We start from the raw sequence: 21,762 nt of genomic DNA on the forward strand, positions 1-21,762 counted from the left end.
TAGATGTTAAAAAGGGCGAGTCTGTTACTTAGGAGCTTATGTATGCCAACCTCTAGCCTTGTGCAATTACCTGATCATGATTTATCTCATATCTTCACTTTAGCAAAATGGTACCGAATTGAAAGTGCACAGTGCTTATTAAGCGATATGACTCCTGATAGCCAAAAAGGCGTGTTTATCACCTTGTTTGGCGAGCAGTTAACAACCGCGAAGCTGCAAAACTTTCTGGCATTTTTACACGACTCGGACCTGCCAGTTAGCGCCATATGTCAATATCACCCACACCCTGCATTACCAGAAGCTATGGTGATGTATGTTGATAAGCGCTATGTGCCAGAGGTAACCGAGCAACTCAAGCAACAGCTCAGAGAGGCGGCACATTCACTGGCGCTACAGTGTGCTATTTTGGCAAACCCTGCAACTATTTCAAAAGCCGGGCTACTGGTGATGGACATGGACTCTACCGCGATAGAGATTGAGTGTATTGACGAAATTGCTCGTCTAGCCAATGTTTATGATGAAGTTGCAAAAGTAACGGCTCAGGCAATGGCTGGACAGCTCGCTTTTAGTGATAGTTTGCATCAACGGGTCAGTAAGTTGGCAGGCATAGAGCTGAGTTTAATCAAAGAGTTAAAGAATAACCTGCCGTTAATGGATGGTATAAAAACATTATGTACTCACCTGAAGCAACATGGTTGGCATTTGTATATTGCCTCGGGCGGTTTTACTTGGTTTGCAGAAGCTTTGTTAGCACCACTACAACTCGATGGGTGTTATGCCAATGAGCTTGAAATCGCTGACGAGCACTTAACTGGAAAGGTGCTTGGAGAGGTGGTAGACGCACAGAAGAAGGCCGACATACTAAATATTTTGACGCAACAGCATGGCTTGAATAAGTCTCAAACTGTAGCAATGGGCGATGGCGCAAATGACTTGCTAATGATGGCTCAAGCCGGTACTGGGGTTGCTGTGCACGGCAAGCCTAAGGTTGTTGCTCAAGCGGATGCAGCGATCTGTGAAGGGTCACTACTACAAGTCCTTTATTTGCTATCTATTCCGCTTTAAACGCGTTATAGAAATCGTGAATAAGCGCTATATGCTAGGTAAGTAAAGTGAATATTTTATGTGAATAATAGTTTGGGATAGTCTGACCGATAACCTATAAAAGTTCATTAAGAAAAGGATATTTTTTATGAAAGTAAATGCCAGTCAACTGATTGAGATAGGTGCTTTAGCAAATAAAGGCACTTCAAAATCAGTTAATCAGGAAAATACCACCACTGTGCAAAACAGTGATCTTAAACTTGCGGCTGATACTTACCACGGTTCCAAAGAGCAGATCCCAGATGCCACGTGTAGTAGACCTATTGTTTTGGGAGAAGCTCAGGATCTTATAGAAGAGCCAGAACAGACAAGTGCGAGACTCAATGAAGCCTATTACCAACTCTACTTTAACGGTGATATGTACAAAGCGGCTGATGAATTGGCCGGGGAATATAACCAGTTTATGAGTGAGCTGACTAGCAGTGACCCACAACTTGCTCAAAAAGACTGGGCATTCTCAGTTGATAAAGAAGGGGCGATTAAGGTCTCTGGGCAGCTAAGCGCTGATCAAATCAGCTATCTTGAAGATAAATTGAATGCAAATGAAAAGTTCGTGCAGCTGGCCAATGATGTTAAAGATAACTTCTTGAAGTATACCGAACTTGAGCGTGGTCCAAGCGAGCAAGGAACCAGTGAATACTGGGGGAAGTATGATGTGAACAACGAGAACTTTTCACAAATCATTGATATGAGAGCCTTGGTGAAAGAGCAAAGCACGGAAGATGACGTCAGCGCACGTATTGGCTATAACCTAAATATGTTTGGCTTCATTGATAATATTTCATCGCAGTTAAGAACCAAAGCGCAAGCAACATACGCCGCGTAAAGCTTGATAAAAACTTGAATGATAAGCAATGGAGTAACTACCATTATTATTACAGCTATCGCGATTACAGCCTCATTTGGTGTTCCGCCCAAACCTCACACAGCTAAGAACTATTATATCTATCGCGTTTTCTCCTAGTAAAGAATAGGTTCTAAGTTAATGGCACTTGATATTTCACTTTTAAGATTGGATATCTACACATGGCTGGCATACAGTTGGTATCGGCGAGCATCAATTTTAGTGCCTATATATTTTCGATTGGTATGTGTTGGTGGATGATCCCTCTTTAATTTCAAACTGGTCAGACCTTTTTTATAAACCTAGGAAATTCGATATTTTTGTATAAAGTTTACACTTTAACTATGCACTTTCAGTGGGTATTTATACGCAGATTTTTGACAGTGTTCATTGATTTTGATAACGTATTGTGCAAATTTGGTATGACCAATTTACCTTTTGGTTTTAATGGATCGGCTAACCACAAATAGTTGAGGTTAGCAGTACACTGAAATTCGGCGTTAGATCAATGTCTTTAAAGATAAAAGCAGCGAAGTTATCCGATGTTATTTTAGAACAGCTTGAGAATATGATCCTTGAGGGTTCTTTAATGCCAGGAGAAAAGTTGCCCCCTGAGCGCGAGCTTGCTAAGCAATTTGAAGTATCGAGACCTTCACTACGCGAAGCAATTCAAAAGCTCGAAGCAAAGGGCCTAGTAACACGCCGTCAAGGCGGAGGAACTTACGTTAAGAATCAATTGGAAGAAGGGCTGACAGATCCGTTATTTGACTTGATCAGCAAGCACCCTGAATCACAATTTGATTTACTTGAGTTTCGTCATGCCCTTGAAGGGATTGCCGCTTATTATGCAGCGCTACGCGGTACCGATACAGATTTCGAAAAGGTGCAAAACAGCTTTGATAGCATCGCTCAAGCACAAGGGGATCTTGCCCAAACTGCAGCGGCTATTAATGCCTTTCATTTTACGGTGGCAGAAGCCTCACATAACGTGGTGTTGTTACATTTAATGCGAGGTATGCAATCGTTACTTGAGCAGAATGTGTTGCAGAACTTAACGGTATTGGTGCAAAAATCAGAAGTAAGTGAGCAACTGGCTGAGCATAGAAGAGTGTTGTTGGAGGCCGTTATTAATGGCAACCCTGAGCAGGCACGTTTAGCCAGTAACGCGCACTTAGCGTTTATTGAAGAAGCATTACTTGAAGCGGGCAAAGAGCGTTCGCGCATCGAGCGTAGCTTAAGACGTACAAAACAGCAGTAAGCGTGCTGATCACATTAAAACTGAATAATAAATTCGTATTTTAAACATAAGGAAAATTCCATATGTCTGAAGTCAATAAATTTGACGTAGACGCGTTAGAAACCCAAGAGTGGTTGCAAGCGCTTGAGTCGGTAGTAAAAGAAGAAGGTGTTGAGCGCGCGCAGTTCTTGTTAGAGCAAGTACTTGAGCAAGCACGTCTAGAAGGCGTAGATATGCCAACTGGCACAACTACTAACTATGTGAATACTATTCCAGCGGACCAAGAACCTGCTTATCCAGGTGATGTAAACATTGAGCGTCGTATTCGTTCAATCATTCGTTGGAATGCCATCATGATCGTATTACGTGCGTCAAAGAAAGATTTAGAACTTGGCGGACATATGGCGTCTTACCAGTCGTCAGCAGCGTTCTATGAAATGTGTTTCAATCACTTCTTCCGTGCACCTAACGAGGTTGACGGTGGTGACTTAGTTTATTATCAAGGTCATATTTCACCGGGTATCTATGCTCGCGCATTTTTGGAAGGTCGTTTAACTGAAGAGCAGTTAGATAACTTCCGTCAAGAAGTGGATGGTAAAGGTATTTCATCTTACCCACACCCTAAACTGATGCCTGAATTTTGGCAATTCCCTACCGTTTCTATGGGGCTTGGACCAATCGCATCTATCTATCAAGCGCGTTTTCTAAAATACCTTGATGGCCGTGGCTTAAAAGATACCAAGAACCAGCGTGTTTACGCGTTCTTAGGCGATGGTGAAATGGATGAACCAGAATCACGTGGTGCGATCTCTTTTGCCGCGCGTGAAAAGCTGGATAATCTTTGTTACCTAATCAACTGTAACCTACAACGTCTAGATGGCCCTGTAATGGGTAATGGCAAGATCATTCAAGAGCTTGAAGGTCTATTCAGAGGTGCAGGTTGGAACGTGATCAAGGTAGTATGGGGTTCGGGCTGGGACAAACTACTGGCAAAAGACACCACAGGTAAACTACTACAGTTGATGAACGAAACCATCGACGGTGACTATCAAACTTACAAAGCAAAAGACGGCGCATACGTACGTGAGCACTTCTTTGGTCGTTACCCAGAAACTGCGGCACTGGTTGCAGATATGACCGACGAAGAAATTTTTGCACTGAAACGCGGTGGTCATGAGCCTTCTAAGTTGTACGCAGCATTTAAATCTGCGCAAGAAACGAAAGACCGTCCAACGGTTATCCTAGCTAAAACTGTTAAAGGTTACGGCATGGGTGAAGCGGCGGAAGGTAAAAACATCGCACACCAAGTTAAGAAAATGGATATGACACACGTAGAGCACCTACGTTCACGTCTAGGTCTACAAGACTTGGTGTCAGACGAAGAGCTGGTTAACCTACCGTACTTGAAGCTTGAAGAAGGTTCAAAAGAGTTCGAGTACCTGCATGCTCGTCGTAAAGCACTACACGGCTATACGCCACAGCGTTTACCTAACTTTACTCAAGCGTTAACGCTACCAGAAGTCAACGCGTTTGAGCCACTGCTACAAGAGCAAAAACGTGATATTTCAACGACTATGGCATTTGTTCGTGCGTTAAACGTATTGCTAAAAGATAAAAACATTGGTCAAAACATTGTACCTATCATCGCTGATGAAGCGCGTACATTTGGTATGGAAGGTTTATTCCGTCAAATCGGTATTTACAATCCACATGGTCAGAACTACACGCCACAAGACCGTGACATCGTTTCTTACTACAAAGAAGCAACATCGGGTCAGGTACTACAAGAAGGTATCAACGAGCTAGGTGCCATGTCGTCATGGGTTGCTGCTGCAACATCATACAGCACCAACGACTTGCCGATGATCCCATTCTACATTTACTACTCTATGTTTGGTTTCCAACGTGTTGGTGACATGGCATGGATGGCGGGCGACCAACAGGCACGTGGTTTCTTACTGGGTGCAACGGCAGGTCGTACGACGCTAAATGGTGAAGGTTTACAACACGAAGACGGTCACTCACATATTCAAGCGGGCACCGTACCTAACTGTATCTCTTATGACCCAACATTCGGTTATGAAGTGGCAGTGATTCTACAAGACGGTATTCGTCGTATGTACGGTCCTGAGCAAGAAAACGTGTTCTACTACCTAACATTGATGAACGAAAACTACCACCAGCCAGCCATGCCAGAAGGCGCTGAGGAAGGTATTCGTAAAGGTATTTACAAGCTTGAGAGCAATTCAGGCGACAAAGCGCATGTTCAGCTAATGGGCTCAGGCACTATCTTAAATGAAGTACGCAAAGCGGGCGTGATCTTAAGTGAAGAGTACGGTGTTGGTTCTGATGTGTTCTCTGTGACGTCATTCAATGAACTAACGCGTGATGGTCAAGATGCAGAGCGTTTCAATATGCTAAACCCTGAGTCTGAAGCAAAAGTACCTTACATTGCGACTGTTATGAGCGAGTCACCAGCCATTGCTGCTACTGACTACATGAAGAACTATGCTGAGCAGGTACGTGCCTTTATGCCAAGTGCTTCATACAAAGTGTTAGGTACGGATGGTTACGGTCGTTCAGACAGCCGTGAGAATCTACGTCGTCACTTTGAAGTGAATGCTGGATACGTTGTTGTTGCAGCACTTACTGAGCTTGTTAAGCAAGGCAAAGTTGAGAAGTCAGTAGTCGTTGAAGCTATCAAGAAATTTGATATCGATACGACCAAAACTAACCCACTTTACGCATAAGGGGCGTTACTAATGACAATCGAAATTCATGTTCCAGATATTGGTGCTGATGAAGTTGAAGTTACTGAGATCCTAGTAAAAGTTGGGGATTCGGTTAGCGAAGAACAATCACTTATCACGGTAGAAGGCGATAAGGCATCAATGGAAGTACCTGCTGCACAAGCAGGTACTGTTAAAGAGATCAAAATTAGCGAAGGTGACACGGTATCGACTGGCTCACTTATCATGATCTTTGATGCCGCTGATGGTGAACAGCAACAAGACAGCGAAGCAAAATCTGACGATCAGCCTGCACCGGCTTCGGCGGGCGCAACCGAGTTACAAGAGGTACATGTACCAGATATTGGTGGTGACGAAGTTGAAGTGACTGAAATCATGGTTGCCGTTGGTGACAAAGTTGAGGCAGAGCAGTCAATCTTAAACGTAGAGGGTGATAAAGCTTCTATGGAAGTACCGGCACCATTTGCCGGTACAGTAAAAGAGATTAAAGTCGAAGTTGGCGGCACAGTGTCAACGGGGTCTTTGGTCTTTGTGTTTGAAACAGGGGCAGCGGCCAATGATTCAGACCAATCAGAGTCAAAGTCAGAAACTGCTAATACGGCAACATCGTCTGAAGTAAAAGAAGTTCACGTGCCAGATATTGGTGGCGATGAAGTTGAAGTGACCGAAGTAATGGTATCGGTAGGCGATAGCGTTGAAGCGGATCAATCAATCCTGAACGTTGAAGGCGATAAAGCGTCAATGGAAGTACCAGCGCCATTTGCGGGTACTGTTAAAGAGGTGAAGGTTGCTGTTGGCGATAAAGTGTCTACTGGGTCACTAATTTTTGTATTTGAAGTAGCGGGTAGTGCGCCACAAAAGGCCGCAGATAAGCCTGCTGAATCTAAGCCTGCACCGGCTTCAAGCACCGCGCCAAAATCAGCAGCGCCAGCTGCATCAAGTGTAAAAGAAGACTTTGAAGCAAATTCATCTTATGCCCATGCATCACCCGTGGTACGTCGTTTAGCACGTGAGTTTGGTGTAAACCTTGCGCGCGTAAAAGGCACAGGCCGTAAAGGTCGAGTGATCAAAGAAGACGTACAAAACTACGTCAAAGAGCTTGTGAAGCAAGTTGAGTCAGGTAAAGCGTCAGGCAACAGCAACGCAGGCGGCGGTGAGTTGGGTCTGATCCCTTGGCCAAAAGTCGACTTTAGTAAGTTTGGTGAAATTGAAGAGAAGAAGCTTTCTCGCATCCAAAAGCTATCGGGTGCTAACTTACACCGTAACTGGGTTCAGATCCCGCATGTGACACAGTTCGATGAAGCAGACATTACGGCCTTAGAAGCATTCCGTAAAGAGCAGAATGTACTGGCTGAGAAGAAGAAAATGGGTGTGAAGATCACGCCATTAGTATTCGTGATGAAAGCAGCGGCAAAAGCGTTGGAAGAATTCCCAACGTTTAATTCTTCATTATCAGAAGATGGTGAAAGCCTAATCCTGAAAAAGTATGTTCACATTGGTATCGCAGTAGATACGCCGAATGGTCTGGTTGTGCCGGTTGTTCGTGATGTAAACAAAAAAGGCATCATTGAACTGTCTCGCGAGCTTATGGAAATTTCAGCCAAAGCGCGTGAAGGCAAGTTAACCTCATCTGACATGCAAGGTGGCTGTTTTACTATTTCAAGTCTTGGTGGCATAGGTGGTACGGCGTTTACGCCTATCGTTAACGCGCCAGAGGTGGCTATCTTAGGTGTGTCTAAATCTGAGATGAAGCCAAAGTGGAATGGTAAAGAATTTGAGCCGCGCTTGATGGTGCCGCTGAGCTGTTCTTACGATCACCGTGTTATTGACGGTGCATTGGCAGCGAAATTTACTGTGACGCTGGCCAGCTACTTGAGCGATATTCGCCAATTAGTGATGTAATTTATTGTCCCGCCTACTATTTAGGCGGGACATCTTTTTGTGCGGATGATACACTTTCGCACACTTTAAAATCTCTCTGCCTTGTACCGGTGTTTTTGTACGCGGCAGGCATTTTGGGTGCGGATACTCAAAAGAGTACAGTCCCGTTCGAATAATAGTTAAGGTAATAACATGAGCAACGAAATCAAAACTCAAGTTGTTGTACTAGGCGGTGGTCCTGGTGGTTACTCAGCAGCATTCCGTGCTGCGGATTTAGGTTTAGAAGTTACACTGATCGAATCTCGCAATACCCTAGGTGGTGTGTGCTTGAATGTTGGTTGTATTCCTTCAAAAGCATTGTTACACGTTGCTAAAGTCATCGATGATGCGGCAGAAATGTCATCTCACGGTGTAACATTTGGTGCGCCACAAATTGACTTAGACAAAATCCGTTCATGGAAAGAGTCTGTTATTGGCCAGCTAACTGGTGGCCTAGACGGCATGGCGAAAATGCGTAAAGTAAAAGTAGTCAATGGCTACGGTAAATTTACAGGCGCAAACACCATTGCTGTAGAAGGTGACGCAGGTACAACAACCGTTACTTTCGATAACGCTATTATTGCCGCGGGCTCTCAGCCAGTTAACCTACCTTTCATCCCAGAAGATGATCGTGTAATTGACTCAACAGGCGCACTTGAACTTAAAGACGTGCCAGAGAAACTACTTGTACTAGGTGGTGGTATCATCGGTCTAGAGATGGGTACTGTATACCGTGCACTTGGTTCGCAAATCGACGTTGTTGAGTTTGCTGATCAGCTAGTTCCAGCAGCTGACAAAGACGTTATCAAAATTTACCAACGTTACGTTAAAGACAAGTTCAACGTGATGCTTTCTACGAAAGTTGTGGCTGTTGATGCAAAAGACGATGGTCTATACGTTACTTTCGAAGGTAAGAACGCGCCGGCTGAGCCAGTACGTTATGACAAAGTACTTGTGGCCGTAGGTCGTACACCTAATGGTAAGCTACTTGATGCTGACAAAGCGGGTATCAGCGTTGATGAGCGTGGCTTCATCAGCACTGACAAGCAAATGAAAACCAACGTTGACCACATCTTCGCGATCGGCGACATCGTAGGCCAGCCTATGCTTGCGCACAAAGCGGTTCACGAAGGTCACGTTGCAGCAGAGGTTATCTCTGGTAAGAAGCACTTCTTCGACCCTAAATGTATCCCTTCAATCGCATACACAGACCCTGAAATTGCATGGGTGGGTGTCACTGAGAAAGAAGCAAAAGAGCAAGGTCTTAGCATTGAAACTGCGGTATTCCCGTGGGCAGCATCAGGCCGTGCTATCGCTTCTGCACGTACTGAAGGTCAAACAAAGCTTATCTTTGATAAAGAGTCAGGCCGTGTGATCGGTGGTGCTATGGTTGGTATCAACGCCGGTGAAATGCTAGGTGAAATCGGCCTTGCAGTTGAAATGGGCGCAGACGGTGAAGACATCGCACTGACGATTCACGCGCACCCAACATTGAACGAGTCAATCGGCCTTGCGGCTGAAATTTTTGAAGGTTCAATCACTGATTTACCAAACAAAAAAGCAGCTAAGAAAAAGTAATTTTATTACTGCGACTTAATGCTAAAAACCCAGCTTATGCTGGGTTTTTTTATGCCCTAACGGCGGAAAATTGGCTCGAATGTAGCAATAAACTATCCTCAATGGAGTTCGCTGGTTTACAATAGAGGGCTTGAGTGACACCAAGCTGGTGAAGAACTCCGACTATACCGCCAATTAGATGTAAAGTGAGGTAAAAATGTTTCAACCAGTCATTATTGCGGGCGGTGTCGGTACACGCCTTTGGCCGCTATCTCGAGAAAAGTATCCAAAGCAATTCCTCACACTGACAGATTCAAAGCACTCCCTTTTTCAACAGACGGTATTGCGTTTGCAAGGACTACCCCATGCGAGCCCATTGGTGATTTGCAACGAAGAACACCGTTTTATTACCGCCGAACAACTAAGACAAATTGACCATACTGATACGCAAATTTTACTTGAACCTGAGGGGCGTAATACCGCTCCTGCCATCGCATTGGCTGCATTAAAAGCACTTGAGAAAGGGGAAGACCCGATTTTATTAGTATTGGCCGCAGATCATACAATAGCAGATATTCAGGCATTTCATCATGCCGTTGAGCAGGCAGCAACACTGGCTAAGAACAACCACTTAGTGACCTTTGGTATCGTACCCACGCACCCGCATACCGGCTATGGCTACATCAAAAGCGGACAAGCACAGCAACCGTATGGTTATCGGGTGGATAGTTTTGTTGAAAAGCCTACCCTTGAACTGGCAACGCATTATCTGAGCACGGGTGAGTATTATTGGAACAGTGGTATGTTTATGTTTAAAGCAAGTCGCTATCTCGAAGAATTAAAACAATACCAATGCGATATTTATACCGCATGTAAAGCAGCGATGCGTGATCAAACACCCGATCTCGACTTTATACGTATTAATCAAGACGCTTTTGCTGAGTGTCCGAGTGACTCGATTGATTATGCCGTGATGGAGCATACAAAACACGGGCTTGTTGTGGCTTTGGATGCACACTGGAATGATGTAGGTGAGTTCTCCGCGTTATGGGATATATCGCAAAGAGATGAACAGGGTAACGTTATCAAAGGAGATGTGAAAGCACTCGATACGCAAAACACGTTAATACTCAATGAAGACAAGCTGGTAGCAACGCTTGGCGTACAGGATTTAGTGATAATTAACACCAAAGATGCGCTACTAGTCGCACATCAAGATCACACTCAAAAGGTCAGGGATATTGCTCAACAGCTGCAAGATGAAAACCGCTCAGAAGCGAGTATTCATCGTGAAGTGTATCGCCCGTGGGGCAAGTACGATGCCTTTGACCGTGGTGAACGGTTTTTGGTAAAACGCATTACGGTTAAACCCGGTGCCAAGTTATCCAAGCAGATGCACTATCATCGCTCGGAACACTGGGTAGTGGTTGCAGGCACAGCCAAAGTGTTGATTGGTGATAAAGAGCAGTACGTCGGTGAAAATGAGTCTGTATATATTCCAATTGCACAGGTTCATGCGTTGGAAAACCCTGGTAAAGTGGATTTAGAGTTAATAGAAGTACAATCAGGCGCTTACTTGGCTGAGGATGATATTGTGCGCTTTGATGATCAATATGGCCGGCGTTGATATGCGCAGTAATGAAGTAATAGCGCAAAGTGCTATAAGCTTTGGCACGAGTGGCGTCAGAGGCGAGGTCAGCCAGTTTACACCAGACGTGATTGGTGCATTTACGCTGGCATTTGTGGCTATTCAAAAGCACGTCAAACGCGTTGCCCTTGCCATCGATAACCGCCCAAGTAGTCCGCAGATCGCAAAAGTGTGTATTAGCACACTCAAACTACATGGCTATGAGGTTGAGTATTATGGGGTTATTCCGACTCCAGCGTTGGCTTATGCGGCTCAATTACAAGGCATTCCCGCCATTATGATCACAGGAAGTCATATTCCTTTTGACCGTAATGGTATCAAGTTTTATTTGGCCACGGGTGAAGTCAGTAAAGCGGATGAACGAGCGATTATTAATGCACAAGTCAGTGTGCCAACCATTCCTTCTCTTGATTTGCCTAAGGCGAGTGACTACGCAAAGCAACAATATATCAAGCGGTATGTTGATTATTTCCCAGCAAATTTGTTAGCTGGAAAGCATATTGGTATCTATCAGCATACCAGTGCGGGTAGAGACATTTATCCATTGATATTGAATGCGTTGGGGGCGCAAGTCACTTTGCTTGGGCGCAGTGAACAATTTGTGCCAATAGATACAGAGGCGGTAGCGCATGCAGACCGTTTACAAGCCAGACTGTGGGTGACATCACATAAGCTAGATGCTCTATTTAGCACAGATGGTGATGGTGATAGAGCACTGCTGGCCGATGAACAAGGTGAGTATTTAGCGGGAGACATTCTATCACTACTGGCGGCGAAGTATTTGAAGATTGAGGCGCTTGCTACCCCTGTTAGCTGTAATTCATCCATAGAAGCATCAGGTGCTTTCAAGCAAGTTCAGCGCACTAAAATTGGCTCACCCTATGTGATAGCGGGAATGGCAGCGTTACAGCACGGCCACCACAGAGTTGCGGGTTTTGAAGCCAATGGTGGTTTTTTACTTGGTTCTGATGTGTATAACAATAAAAAAGTACTAAAACAGTTACCAACACGTGATGCCACGCTACCTGCATTATGTGCTTTGGCGTGTGTATCTCAGAAAAAGTTAAGTCAGGTTGTGGCAGATGTAACGCACAGGCATACCCACAGCGACCGACTAAAAAACTTTGCACAGCACAGAAGTGCGGGTGTTATTGAGTTGGCTACCACTCATCCAGAGCTACTGCTTAAACGTTTGCATATCGCTTATCAAGGGGAGTTAAAGGTGGATACAACCGATGGGGTGCGTATCACACTTGTGGATAAAGGACATATTATCCATATTAGGCCATCGGGTAATGCTCCTGAGTTAAGGTGCTATAGCGAAGCAAGTAACAAAGCAGTTGCACAAAAGTTAGTTGCAGGGGTTTTATCTGGCATTGAGACACTGTTTTGAAAGCCCAGCTTTAAGCTGAGCTTTGCATGTTTAGTAAATGAATAATGCGAGCTGATGGTACAACCCAATCCCAATGATCACATTAAATGGGAAGGTGAGCCCGAGTGAACTGAGCATCGCCAGCCCTATATCCGCGTCAGGAATAGCTGCTTTGATGGCTGCGGGTGCCGCAATGTAGGATGCGCTCGCAACAAGGCTGGCTAAGATGACAACGGAGCCTAGTTCTAAGCCCAACAAAGTGCCCACACCCACACCAACACAGCCCAGCGCTATTGGCGTGAGTAGTGCAAAACTCGCCAGTCTCCAATGATGCCATGGCACGGGTCTGAGCGTTTGCGCGGCAGTTAAACCCATTTCCAATAAAAACAGCGCTAAGACCACTTTAAAGCTATTGGTCAACAGGCTTGTGACCTGACTGCCTTGCTGTGTGCCGTACATCATACCGATGATGACTCCCCCGACCAGCAAAATAACGCTTTTGTTAGTGAGTGTTTCGTGCCAAAGGTGCTTTAGAGAGAGCGTACTTTGCGTGTCGCTGTGTTCTCCAAAACGTCGGTAGAGTAACAGAGCGACAATAATCGCAGGCAGCTCAAGCATGACGAGATACAAGGTTACTTCTGCACCTACTTGAAGTTGTTGTGATTCGGCGTAGGCCAAGGCAACAGCAAAGGTGCCTGCACTCACAGAACCATAGTGAGCGGCAATGCTTGCGCTGTTCGCTGTAGAAAGCTTAATGAGGTGTTTTAGCACGGGATAAAGCGTCAATGGAATTAAAGCACCCAGTAGCATTACGTTGGCCATTTCAGGTAATAGCGTCCAGCTGAGATTACCGTGAAGCACCATACCGCCTTTTAGACCTATGGTTAGCATAAGCAGCAGACTTAGCGTTTCGTATGTTGCTTTAGGAATAGCCAAGTCAGAACGTAATATTCCAGCGGTGAGCCCTAGAATGAAAAACATGACCACAATATCGGGCATTATGTACTCCTCGTTCAATCAATGTATAGACAGGATCTTAGAGTGAATTTAAGATAGATAAAAATAAAATAATTGATAGTTATGTATAGATATATATAAATGGGTGGGTGAAATGGATTTAAGACAGATATCATTTCGGTTACTGGAAGTGTTCATGAGTGTAGTGAAAAGTGGCTCGATAAGTGAAACAGCTCGCCGCTTGCACCTTACGCAACCGACCGTGTCTTTGCAGATAAAACGTTTACAAGAAACCGTCGCGGAGCCGCTTTTTTACACTTATCAACAACGCTTGCACCCTACTGATGCGGGAATGAGGTTGTTTCAAACCTGTCAGCAGGTATTCGGCCACTTTGAAGACTATCAAGGCTATCTTGAAGAACTGCGCGGCGGCGAGCGGGGACATTGCCGTATCGCAATGGTTAACACTGCACAGTATATTCTACCTAAGTTATATGGGCCTTTTAGTGCGACTCATCCAAATGTTGAGATGCATGTTGAGGTTGGTAATCGTGCGCATGTGTTGAGCCGTTTCGAACGTGGTGAAGATGATCTCTACGTATTTAGCCATCCACCGACACTGGAACATGCGCAAGCGGCTAGGTTTTTGAAAAACCCACTAGTCTTTATTGCACCTAAAGGGCATCCGTTGTCACAATCAAGCGGGCTTAACCTCGCGGATGTGGTCAAGTATCGTTTTTTGTTAAGGGAGAGTGGTTCGGCAACACGTATGTTGTTTGAAAGTGAGCTGCAAAGTCGTGGTTTGGTGCTATCCAACAGTGTGAAAATGGCGAGCAATGAAGCAATTAGAGAAGCGGTAAGTGCAGGAATGGGTGTGGCGGTGCTGTCTGAGCACGTGTTGGGTCAAGACCAATCTAACATTGTAAAGTTAGATGTAAGCGACACCCATTTAGCAAGTCACTGGTATTTTGTAGTTCGAACCGATAGGCACATTTCTCACTCGGCGAAGTCATTTTTACGTTTTGCGACGTCACACTTAGAGCGTTATTTAGATAGTCCATGGACAGAGAATGAGTTACATCGACTGAATGTGACAGAGCAACAACCTTGATTCTTTTGCTCCGTCACGATGTTACCTACATTCGTTTTCTAAATTGCTCTAACTCGTAATCAAACTCATCAGGGTCAACAATCAGTCCATCCTGATCTGGAAGGGGAAATATAGCAATAGCGAGCTCGTCATCAGCCAGCCCATCAGTCCACTTATCATGCCATTTTTTCAGGCTAATGGCCTGTGGCTCGCAGTCTTTCCAGTCTCCCGTGGCCCATAGTTCGGCAAACTCCTTATTTGGCCAAACAGGCACGCAGTCTTCACTGTCACTGTTGAGCATCACGCAGCCATGTTCATCGGTTAAAATCCAGATTTTTTCACTTTGGGTGACTTCTTTTATTAAGTATTTATAACGTTGTGCATTGTCATTATTTAAAATCGCTTTAATGCGATCTGGGTTAATGGAGGTATTCATATTTTTATCCATGATGTGTAAGCAGCCGACGGGGATTACATAAATCTTAGTCTAAGTTTTTCCGATATAACACGGCTTCCATATCACCGAGGGGATCGCGGTGGATATACTCTTTAATAAAAGACATGCCGAGCTTTTTCATTATGCTGATTGAGGCTAGGTTATCTGCAAGTGCTGTAGCAGAGAATGATGCAGTGGCTGGATTAGTGCTTAGTGCCTGAGCAATATGTGAAGCAGCTTCAGTGGCGTAGCCTTTGCCCCATGTACATTGCTTGAAGCGCCAGCCCAGCTCAAGGTCGCTGTCATCTCGTTCGCCGTTAAAAAATCCCATGGGGCGCACTAATACCCAGCCGATAAATTGCTGTGTATCAAGCACGTTTACTTGCCAGAGCCCCCAACCTTGAGAGGGGTTACTAAAAGCATTTAACCGAGGAATGAAGATATTCTCAATGTCTTCCATGGAGTTGGGGATGCCACCATTTATATATTTCATTACAGCAGGGTCTTGGTCGAGTTCAAATAACAACTGTGCGTCATGTTCATCCATGAGTCGGTAGCTCAGGCGTGCTGAGTTGGTAATATTCATCTTATCTCCTTACTGCTTTTATGTGTGAATTTGATTACAATACGCGCCCAATTTATATGAGGGTGTTCAGTGAACAATTCTGTATTGGCTCTACGCCAACAGCAAATAGCCGTGGCTAAACGCGAATATAAAGCCAGAGGTTCAAAACTAAGTCGTTGTGAAACCTGCTTGTTAGCACAAAGCTTGTGCATCTGTAGCGGTATTCGAGTTGCACACAACTGCAACAGTGCAGTGTGCCTGTTAATGTATCATAACGAGAGCTTCAAGCCATCAAATACAGGCCGACTAATCGCGGATGTTATTCCTGATAATCATGCTTTTAGATGGGACAGAACAGAACCCGACCCTGCACTGTTAGCGTTGCTAAATGATGTTCGGTATCAGCCTATCGTGGTGTTTCCTGCCGAAAATGTGGAGCCGCAACGTGTCATTGAGCATGTGATACGTGAAGACAACAAAATACCCCTGTATATTTTTTTGGATGGCACATGGCGAGAAGCGAAAAAAATGTTTCGCAAAAGCCCCTATTTAGACAACATGCCGGTGCTATCTGTGTCCCCGCAGTCACTATCTGATTATAAATTACGCGTAGCGCCGCATGCACACCAGCTTGGCACAGCAGAAGTTGGGTGTGTGGTACTAGAACAAAACGGTGAAGTAGAGGCCGCGACTTTGCTCACTGAGCATTTTATAGATTTCAGAGATGCTTATTTAAAGGGGAAGCGTCAAAAGGGCTAACAAACTCGGTTGCGAGATTTAGAGCGAGTATTTTTGACTTGGGCGGTATACCCAAAGCGAAAAAGTGTCTGGTAATGAGCAAAACGGTAACTTAAAGCTAATTTTAGTATGCGTCAGAAACAAAGAAGCGCGACTCAATGAGTCGCGCTGACGGAATCTTTTATAGCGTCCTGCTATGTTGAAATTTTCAACTCCTAATTTCGTCCAGTTCCTTGGTTTCGCTTGGCGTTATGTTTCTGCGAAATCTAGCTTCCTGCTAATGTCCTCATCTTCCTTGTGCTCCTGCGCTCCTTCCATTGATAACAGCTTCCTGCTGTATGTCCTTAGCCAACGTCCTTTTGAGTCCCTGTTATGAGCCAACGGCTCTAATCCTGTTTATCTAATCCTCGGATTTCCAATTTCCACTTGAGAGATACTCTCAACGCCACTCCTGTAGCGTGTCCTTTTTGCATCATTGCAACGATAGGAACTTCCTGTTCACTCTAACTCGACACCGCATGCATCCGTTATGCTTCTTCCATTACACTTACCATCCTAGTAAGCTGGGCATCCGACCCGAGTAATCAGCTTGCTAATAAACCGATGTTCTCCTGAACTTGTTACTAAGTATAAGCAATTCTGGAGTGTGCTCTAGGGAGCTATTAGCAATAAAATTTATCTCAGATACGAGCATAAAATAAAAAGTCATTTCAATTCATTGGTTTATCGTTTTTTTGGTGATATAAACAGCAGCCTCTTCCATGATCGCTTAGTGCTTAGTGAGACATTTCTCACACGTAAATTCCAATCTGGCGCAACCGTTCACCGAGATGCAGGTGAATAGTCAGGTCGAACGGGTGTACAATACCCAGATACAGGTTAAAATTGCCTGAATAAGAATAAACATTATATTGGAGCTTGATTATGAAGCGACTGCTCGCAGTTCTTTTTACCACGTTAGTATGTACGCCAGTTATGGCTGATGAAGAAGTAAATATTTACTCTTTTCGTCAACCTTTTCTAATTCAACCAATTTTAGATAAATTCACGGCACAAACGGGTATTAAAACCAATGTGGTTTTTGCGAAAAAAGGGTTAATTGAGCGTGTAAAACGCGAGGGTAAACATAGTCGAGCCGACCTAGTTTTAACGTCGAACTTTAGTGCCTTGATCCAATTAGAAGAGCTTGAGCTGACACAGTCGATAAAAAGCGATTTAGTTACTGACAATATCCCTGCGGCATTTCGAGACCCACAAGGTGATTGGGTGGCATTGACTAAACGTGTACGTAATGTGTACTCATCAAAAGAGCGTTTAGGAGAGCTAAAGGGGCTAACTTATGAGTCATTAGCGGATCCTAAATATCGCGGAAAAATCTGTACCCGCTCAGGTAAACATCCATACAACTTAGGCTTAGTTGCTTCTATGGTAGCGCACCACGGTGAAGCTTACACTAAGCAATGGTTGTTAGATGTCAAGGCTAACTTAGCGCGTAAGCCACAAGGTAACGATAGAGCGCAAGTCAAAGCGGTAAAAGAAGGGTTGTGTGATTTAGCGCTGGGTAATAGTTACTACTTTGGAAAAATGCTGACAGACGAGAAACAAAAGGCATGGGCGGAGTCTGTATTTATCAACTTCCCAAACCAAGAGAATCGAGGTTCACACCTGAATGTGTCAGGTGTAGTGATGACCAAATATGCTAAAAACTCAGCAAATGCTCTAAAACTAATTGAGTTTATGAGCGCTGATGAGGCACAAAGCATGTACGCGTCGGTTAACATGGAATACCCAGTAAAACCGGGCGTTAAGTTATCACCGCTAGTTGAATCATGGGGTACATTCAAAGAAGACGCATTGGCACTATCCGAGATAGCAAAATATCGCCCAGTAGCACTTAGACTGATTGATGAAGTTAAGTTCGATCTATAACACTCGGAGGTTGATGTTTGTCTAGGTGGCAAGTCATAGCGTGGTCGATAGGCGTGTGCTTATCGACTCCATTGGCATTTTTAATTTTTGAATCACTGCAAGGCGACTCAGAGGTGTTTTCTCACCTTTGGGATACCGTTTTATGGGATTACATCAGTAATACTGTATTACTTATTCTCGGTGTGATCACACTAAGTTGTATTATTGCACTGCCTCTGGGATGGCTTGCTGCGTACTGTCAGTTCCCCGGCAGACGCTTTTTTGAATGGGCAATGATGCTGCCCCTAGCAATGCCAACGTATATTATTGCTTACATTTACACTGACCTATTGGATTATGCAGGCCCCGTGCAAGTCGCGCTGCGTAATTGGTTTGGTTGGCACTCACCCGCAGATTATTGGTTTTTTGATATTCGCACCTTAGCGGGCGCGATTGTGATGATAGCGTTGGTACTTTATCCATACCTGTACTTAATTTTCAAAACCGCCCTTCGTGAGCAATCATTTAAATTGGTTCAGGCCAGTCAGTTGATGGGCCTTAATCCGATGCAAAGCTTTTTCAAAGTGAGCCTGCCGCTGGCTCGTGGAGCTGTTGTAGCCGCACTGGCATTGATCAGCATGGAAACCATGGCTGATTTTGCCACCGTTCACTATTTTGCTGTAAGCACCTTAACCACGGCAGTGTATGACACTTGGTTGGGGTATTATTCTTTGACGGCTGCTGCGAAAATTTCAGGGATCATGCTGTTGTTTTTGTTTGTATCTTTATTACTGGAGCGTTTTAGCAGAAAAAATAATACCGTTCACGAGCGGCAAGTGAGCATGAATGAACAAGCATTGTATCGCCTCAGTGGTAAGCGAGCTTGGCTAGCGACTGCATATTGTACAGTTATCTTGCTTATCGCGTTTGTTCTGCCTGTTACCATTTTAGTTGGTTATGCCATTGATTACTTTGAACAAGCATGGAGTAGTGAATTTTTCGTTTATGCTTGGCAGAGTTTGCAAATTGCGATTTGGGTCAGTGTTGTGGCGGTGTTGTTAAGTCTGCTGGTGGTGTTTTATCAGCGCATAGGAAGCAATGTCAGTAAGAGTGTGCCTGGCAGGTTTGCAAGTACGGGGTATGCGCTACCGGGGACGGTGCTTGCCATTGCCGTATTACTGCCGCTGACGCTACTAGATAATAAATTGAATCAGTGGTTTGCCAACACTGATTTTGAACCCGGTTTATTGCTCAGTGGTAGTATATTTGCGATGGTTTTTGCATATATTGTACGCTTTTACGCCATTGCACATGGTGCGGTTGAGTCTAGTTATGTACGGATCAGTCCATCACTTGATATGGCAAGCCAAAGTATGGGTAAGAATTTGCTACAAACTTTGAGTTTGGTGCACTTTCCGTTATTGCGCAGAGGCATTCTTACTGCGGCATTATTGGTTTTTATCGAGTGTATGAAGGAACTACCCGCAGCTTTACTATTGCGACCATTTAACTACGAAACGCTCGCCACACATGTGTTTCAATACGTCAGTGATGAGCAGTTGGAATTGGCCTCAATCTCAGCGTTATTTATTGTATTAGTGGGTTTGGTACCGCTGTATATCGTTAATCGTTCAATGGAACAACACAGCTCATGAGTAGTCTTGTATTAGAAAAGGTATCCTATCAGTATCAGCAGCAGGCTGTGATTTCTCAGTTAGATTTGACAGTAGAGCACAATGAAATTGTGTGTTTGCTCGGTGCAAGCGGATGTGGAAAAACCACCACATTAAAAGCAATTGCGGGGCTGATTAGACCACAACAGGGGCGTATCTCTATTCATGGCCAGTGTATGAGCAACAAGCAACTGTTCGTTGCCCCTCAGCACCGAAATATTGGCATGATGTTTCAAGATTATGCGCTTTTCCCCCACCTCACTGTGGCGCAGAATGTGGCGTTTGGTTTATCTAAACTAAGCCGGTCTGAGCGCAGCAGTCGCGTGGCGCAAATGATGGAGTTGGTGCGTTTAGAGGGGTTAGAAAAGCGCTACCCACACGAGCTATCAGGAGGTCAACAGCAACGGGTAGCCATTGCAAGGGCGCTCGCATATCGCCCTAACTTATTGTTGTTGGATGAGCCATTTTCAAATATTGATACGCAAGTACGTTTTCAATTAATTAGTGACATCCGCAGCATCATCAAAGATCAACAAGTTTCTGCGATTTTTGTGAGTCATTCTAAGGATGAAGCATTTGCTTTTGCAGACAAACTCGCCATCATGCATGAAGGTAAAATTGCGCAATTGGATAGTGCTAAGGCACTGTTTCAAAAGCCAAAAACAAAATCTGTTGCCGAGTTTTTGGGCCGTGGTATTTATCTAGATGCAACGCGCTATAATGGCCGCAGTGTTGCGACCAAATTTGGTGAGGTCAGCTCATCCATCACACTGCCAGAATCTGAACGGCATGGGCAAATTTATGTTCGTCCGCAGCATATTGAATTGGTGAATGCACCTGACGGACATGTAGAAATACTACAACAACGATTCATTGGTACAGAATACGTCTATCATATAAAGGTAGCTGATCAACAACTCGAAGTTCCGGCACCCGCAGAGCAATTATTAGATACAAATCAACCTGTCTCTTTAAAAATTAAAGCACATGCGGTAAATTTCTTTTCTTAACACTAGATGAACAAAAGGAAAAGGCATGGCGCAAGCACAATCAGGGGTCTGTGCTGAGGCAAACCTACATGGGCTGCATTTATTTTTTAATGTACTGGAAGGCCAGGATGAGGTCGTCCGTGCTGCGCTGGCTAACTGCGAACGGTTACAAAATGAATTAAGTGATAGATTCTCTGAATCTATGGTATCGAGCTTTGTTGCGATAGGGGCGCAGTACTGGCCACATATTTATCCTGAGTTCATTCCTGAACAGTTGAAGAGCTTTCCAAATGTGAGTAGCTCAGAACATGTAGTTCATTCTCAACCATTTGATTTACTTTACGTGATCCGTTCAGACCGAGAAGATGTAAACCACCTTTTTGCACAAAGTGTACTGCACATGTTGGCACCCAGTGTCGAGCTGGTGGCACATGTCAGAGGTTTTCGTTTTTTAGATGGCAGAGACTTCAATGGTTTTGTGTACGGTGGCAATGCACCACACGGTCGCTTTAAGCGTCAAGTGGCGTTGGTTAATAACCCGCACAGTCGCGATGATCAGGGCTGTTATGTGCACGTTATGCGCGTGAAGTTTGACATCGATGCTTGGCAACGCCTACCACTTGATGAACAAGAGCAGTTAATGGGGCGTACACGCCTTGATAATACCCTGCTGGAGCCTAAACAGCCAGATAGTCATGCAACCTTAACTGAGCTCAAAGATGATAATGGACTGGCGTTGGTACTTGACCAAAGTATGCCGTTTGGTGATGTGTTTGAGCAGGGTAGTTTATGGCTCAGTTGCTCAGGCAATGGGAATGGGTTTGAGCAAATTTTAACGTCTAGGCTAGGCAATCCGCAGTGTTATGACCCATTACTGGATTACAGCCAAGCGGATATGGGGGCGGCTTTTTTTGCGCCGTCTATTCAATTTTTGACTGATATGGCTAAGCTTTGTGAACAATAAAAGCTGTGAT

At 44.6% G+C, this 21,762-nt stretch carries 17 protein-coding genes; 14 read left to right on the plus strand and 3 right to left on the minus strand.

Translation table 11 applies throughout. The features are described from left to right. Nucleotides 1–42 precede the first annotated feature (42 nt). The 8 genes from serB to L1070_RS07715 all read left to right on the plus strand — a co-directional run bounded on the left by serB (nt 43) and on the right by L1070_RS07715 (nt 12,453). The gene (gene serB / locus L1070_RS07680; protein ID WP_237125095.1) at nt 43–1,065 is read left to right on the plus strand and encodes a phosphoserine phosphatase SerB; all 1,023 of its coding nucleotides are present in this window, start codon (nt 43–45) and stop codon (nt 1,063–1,065) included. A 127-nt stretch (nt 1,066–1,192) separates the two neighbouring features. Continuing rightward, nucleotides 1,193–1,930, plus strand: a complete 738-nt coding sequence (locus tag L1070_RS07685) for a hypothetical protein (RefSeq protein WP_237125096.1) — start codon at nt 1,193–1,195, stop codon at nt 1,928–1,930. A gap of 526 nt (nt 1,931–2,456) precedes the next feature. Further along, a complete protein-coding gene (gene pdhR / locus L1070_RS07690; protein WP_070985721.1) occupies nt 2,457–3,206 on the plus strand; it encodes a pyruvate dehydrogenase complex transcriptional repressor PdhR in 750 nt (249 codons plus the stop codon). Nucleotides 3,207–3,268: 62 nt separating this feature from the next. Continuing rightward, nucleotides 3,269–5,935: a pyruvate dehydrogenase (acetyl-transferring), homodimeric type gene (gene aceE, locus L1070_RS07695; protein ID WP_237125097.1), complete on the plus strand. Its 2,667-nt coding sequence runs from the start codon at nt 3,269–3,271 to the stop codon at nt 5,933–5,935. Nucleotides 5,936–5,947: 12 nt separating this feature from the next. Further along, complete coding sequence (aceF, locus tag L1070_RS07700) at nt 5,948–7,837, plus strand: pyruvate dehydrogenase complex dihydrolipoyllysine-residue acetyltransferase (protein ID WP_237125098.1); 1,890 nt, start codon at nt 5,948–5,950, stop codon at nt 7,835–7,837. 171 nt (nt 7,838–8,008) lie between these two features. Next, nucleotides 8,009–9,433 (plus strand): dihydrolipoyl dehydrogenase, encoded by a 1,425-nt coding sequence (lpdA, locus tag L1070_RS07705; protein ID WP_070985718.1) that lies wholly within the window; start codon nt 8,009–8,011, stop codon nt 9,431–9,433. 196 nt (nt 9,434–9,629) lie between these two features. After that, nucleotides 9,630–11,039, plus strand: coding sequence for a mannose-1-phosphate guanylyltransferase/mannose-6-phosphate isomerase (locus L1070_RS07710; RefSeq protein WP_237125099.1), 1,410 nt, complete (start codon nt 9,630–9,632; stop codon nt 11,037–11,039). Continuing rightward, complete coding sequence (locus L1070_RS07715) at nt 11,017–12,453, plus strand: phosphomannomutase (RefSeq protein ID WP_237125101.1); 1,437 nt, start codon at nt 11,017–11,019, stop codon at nt 12,451–12,453. The genes L1070_RS07710 and L1070_RS07715 overlap by 23 nt, the downstream gene beginning before the upstream one ends. A gap of 30 nt (nt 12,454–12,483) precedes the next feature. On the opposite strand, the gene L1070_RS07720 is transcribed toward L1070_RS07715, so the two are convergent. Then, nucleotides 12,484–13,431 (minus strand): sodium-dependent bicarbonate transport family permease, encoded by a 948-nt coding sequence (locus L1070_RS07720; RefSeq protein WP_237125102.1) that lies wholly within the window; start codon nt 13,429–13,431, stop codon nt 12,484–12,486. A gap of 112 nt (nt 13,432–13,543) precedes the next feature. On the opposite strand from L1070_RS07720, the gene L1070_RS07725 reads away from it, so the two are divergent. Further along, nucleotides 13,544–14,500 carry a LysR family transcriptional regulator gene (locus L1070_RS07725; protein WP_237125103.1) on the plus strand — a complete coding sequence of 319 codons (957 nt, stop codon included), beginning with the start codon at nt 13,544–13,546 and terminating at the stop codon, nt 14,498–14,500. Between the two features lie 25 nt (nt 14,501–14,525). On the opposite strand, the gene L1070_RS07730 is transcribed toward L1070_RS07725, so the two are convergent. Both L1070_RS07730 and L1070_RS07735 read right to left on the minus strand, forming a co-directional pair. After that, nucleotides 14,526–14,915 (minus strand): DUF2750 domain-containing protein, encoded by a 390-nt coding sequence (locus L1070_RS07730; RefSeq protein WP_237125105.1) that lies wholly within the window; start codon nt 14,913–14,915, stop codon nt 14,526–14,528. Nucleotides 14,916–14,961: 46 nt separating this feature from the next. After that, a complete protein-coding gene (locus L1070_RS07735; RefSeq protein ID WP_237125106.1) occupies nt 14,962–15,501 on the minus strand; it encodes a GNAT family N-acetyltransferase in 540 nt (179 codons plus the stop codon). A 69-nt stretch (nt 15,502–15,570) separates the two neighbouring features. Here L1070_RS07735 and L1070_RS07740 point away from each other — a divergent pair, with 69 nt between their 5' ends. The 5 genes from L1070_RS07740 (at nt 15,571) to L1070_RS07760 (ending at nt 21,752) form a co-directional block, all read left to right on the plus strand. Further along, nucleotides 15,571–16,239: a DTW domain-containing protein gene (locus tag L1070_RS07740; protein WP_237125108.1), complete on the plus strand. Its 669-nt coding sequence runs from the start codon at nt 15,571–15,573 to the stop codon at nt 16,237–16,239. 903 nt (nt 16,240–17,142) lie between these two features. Then, nucleotides 17,143–18,147, plus strand: coding sequence for a Fe(3+) ABC transporter substrate-binding protein (locus L1070_RS07745; RefSeq protein ID WP_070985712.1), 1,005 nt, complete (start codon nt 17,143–17,145; stop codon nt 18,145–18,147). Nucleotides 18,148–18,164: 17 nt separating this feature from the next. Next, nucleotides 18,165–19,781 carry an iron ABC transporter permease gene (locus L1070_RS07750; RefSeq protein WP_237125109.1) on the plus strand — a complete coding sequence of 539 codons (1,617 nt, stop codon included), beginning with the start codon at nt 18,165–18,167 and terminating at the stop codon, nt 19,779–19,781. Beyond that, the gene (locus L1070_RS07755; RefSeq protein ID WP_237125110.1) at nt 19,778–20,809 is read left to right on the plus strand and encodes an ABC transporter ATP-binding protein; all 1,032 of its coding nucleotides are present in this window, start codon (nt 19,778–19,780) and stop codon (nt 20,807–20,809) included. The genes L1070_RS07750 and L1070_RS07755 overlap by 4 nt, the downstream gene beginning before the upstream one ends. A gap of 25 nt (nt 20,810–20,834) precedes the next feature. Beyond that, the gene (locus L1070_RS07760) at nt 20,835–21,752 is read left to right on the plus strand and encodes a Dyp-type peroxidase (RefSeq protein ID WP_070985709.1); all 918 of its coding nucleotides are present in this window, start codon (nt 20,835–20,837) and stop codon (nt 21,750–21,752) included. The last annotated feature ends 10 nt before the right edge of the window (nt 21,753–21,762 follow it).

Origin of the sequence: Pseudoalteromonas sp. MMG022, from assembly GCF_021654245.1 — a bacterium.
Classification (GTDB): domain Bacteria; phylum Pseudomonadota; class Gammaproteobacteria; order Enterobacterales; family Alteromonadaceae; genus Pseudoalteromonas; species Pseudoalteromonas amylolytica.

Coding starts and splice junctions, on each gene's coding strand:
- L1070_RS07725 (WP_237125103.1), top strand. CDS start 13,544: ATGGATTTAAGACAGATATCATTTCGGTTACTGGAAGTGTTCATGAGT.
- lpdA (WP_070985718.1), top strand. CDS start 8,009: ATGAGCAACGAAATCAAAACTCAAGTTGTTGTACTAGGCGGTGGTCCT.
- L1070_RS07735 (WP_237125106.1), bottom strand. CDS start 15,501: ATGAATATTACCAACTCAGCACGCCTGAGCTACCGACTCATGGATGAA.
- L1070_RS07755 (WP_237125110.1), top strand. CDS start 19,778: ATGAGTAGTCTTGTATTAGAAAAGGTATCCTATCAGTATCAGCAGCAG.
- L1070_RS07720 (WP_237125102.1), bottom strand. CDS start 13,431: ATGCCCGATATTGTGGTCATGTTTTTCATTCTAGGGCTCACCGCTGGA.
- L1070_RS07760 (WP_070985709.1), top strand. CDS start 20,835: ATGGCGCAAGCACAATCAGGGGTCTGTGCTGAGGCAAACCTACATGGG.
- serB (WP_237125095.1), top strand. CDS start 43: ATGCCAACCTCTAGCCTTGTGCAATTACCTGATCATGATTTATCTCAT.
- pdhR (WP_070985721.1), top strand. CDS start 2,457: ATGTCTTTAAAGATAAAAGCAGCGAAGTTATCCGATGTTATTTTAGAA.
- L1070_RS07715 (WP_237125101.1), top strand. CDS start 11,017: ATGATCAATATGGCCGGCGTTGATATGCGCAGTAATGAAGTAATAGCG.
- L1070_RS07710 (WP_237125099.1), top strand. CDS start 9,630: ATGTTTCAACCAGTCATTATTGCGGGCGGTGTCGGTACACGCCTTTGG.
- aceF (WP_237125098.1), top strand. CDS start 5,948: ATGACAATCGAAATTCATGTTCCAGATATTGGTGCTGATGAAGTTGAA.
- L1070_RS07745 (WP_070985712.1), top strand. CDS start 17,143: ATGAAGCGACTGCTCGCAGTTCTTTTTACCACGTTAGTATGTACGCCA.
- aceE (WP_237125097.1), top strand. CDS start 3,269: ATGTCTGAAGTCAATAAATTTGACGTAGACGCGTTAGAAACCCAAGAG.
- L1070_RS07685 (WP_237125096.1), top strand. CDS start 1,193: ATGAAAGTAAATGCCAGTCAACTGATTGAGATAGGTGCTTTAGCAAAT.
- L1070_RS07730 (WP_237125105.1), bottom strand. CDS start 14,915: ATGAATACCTCCATTAACCCAGATCGCATTAAAGCGATTTTAAATAAT.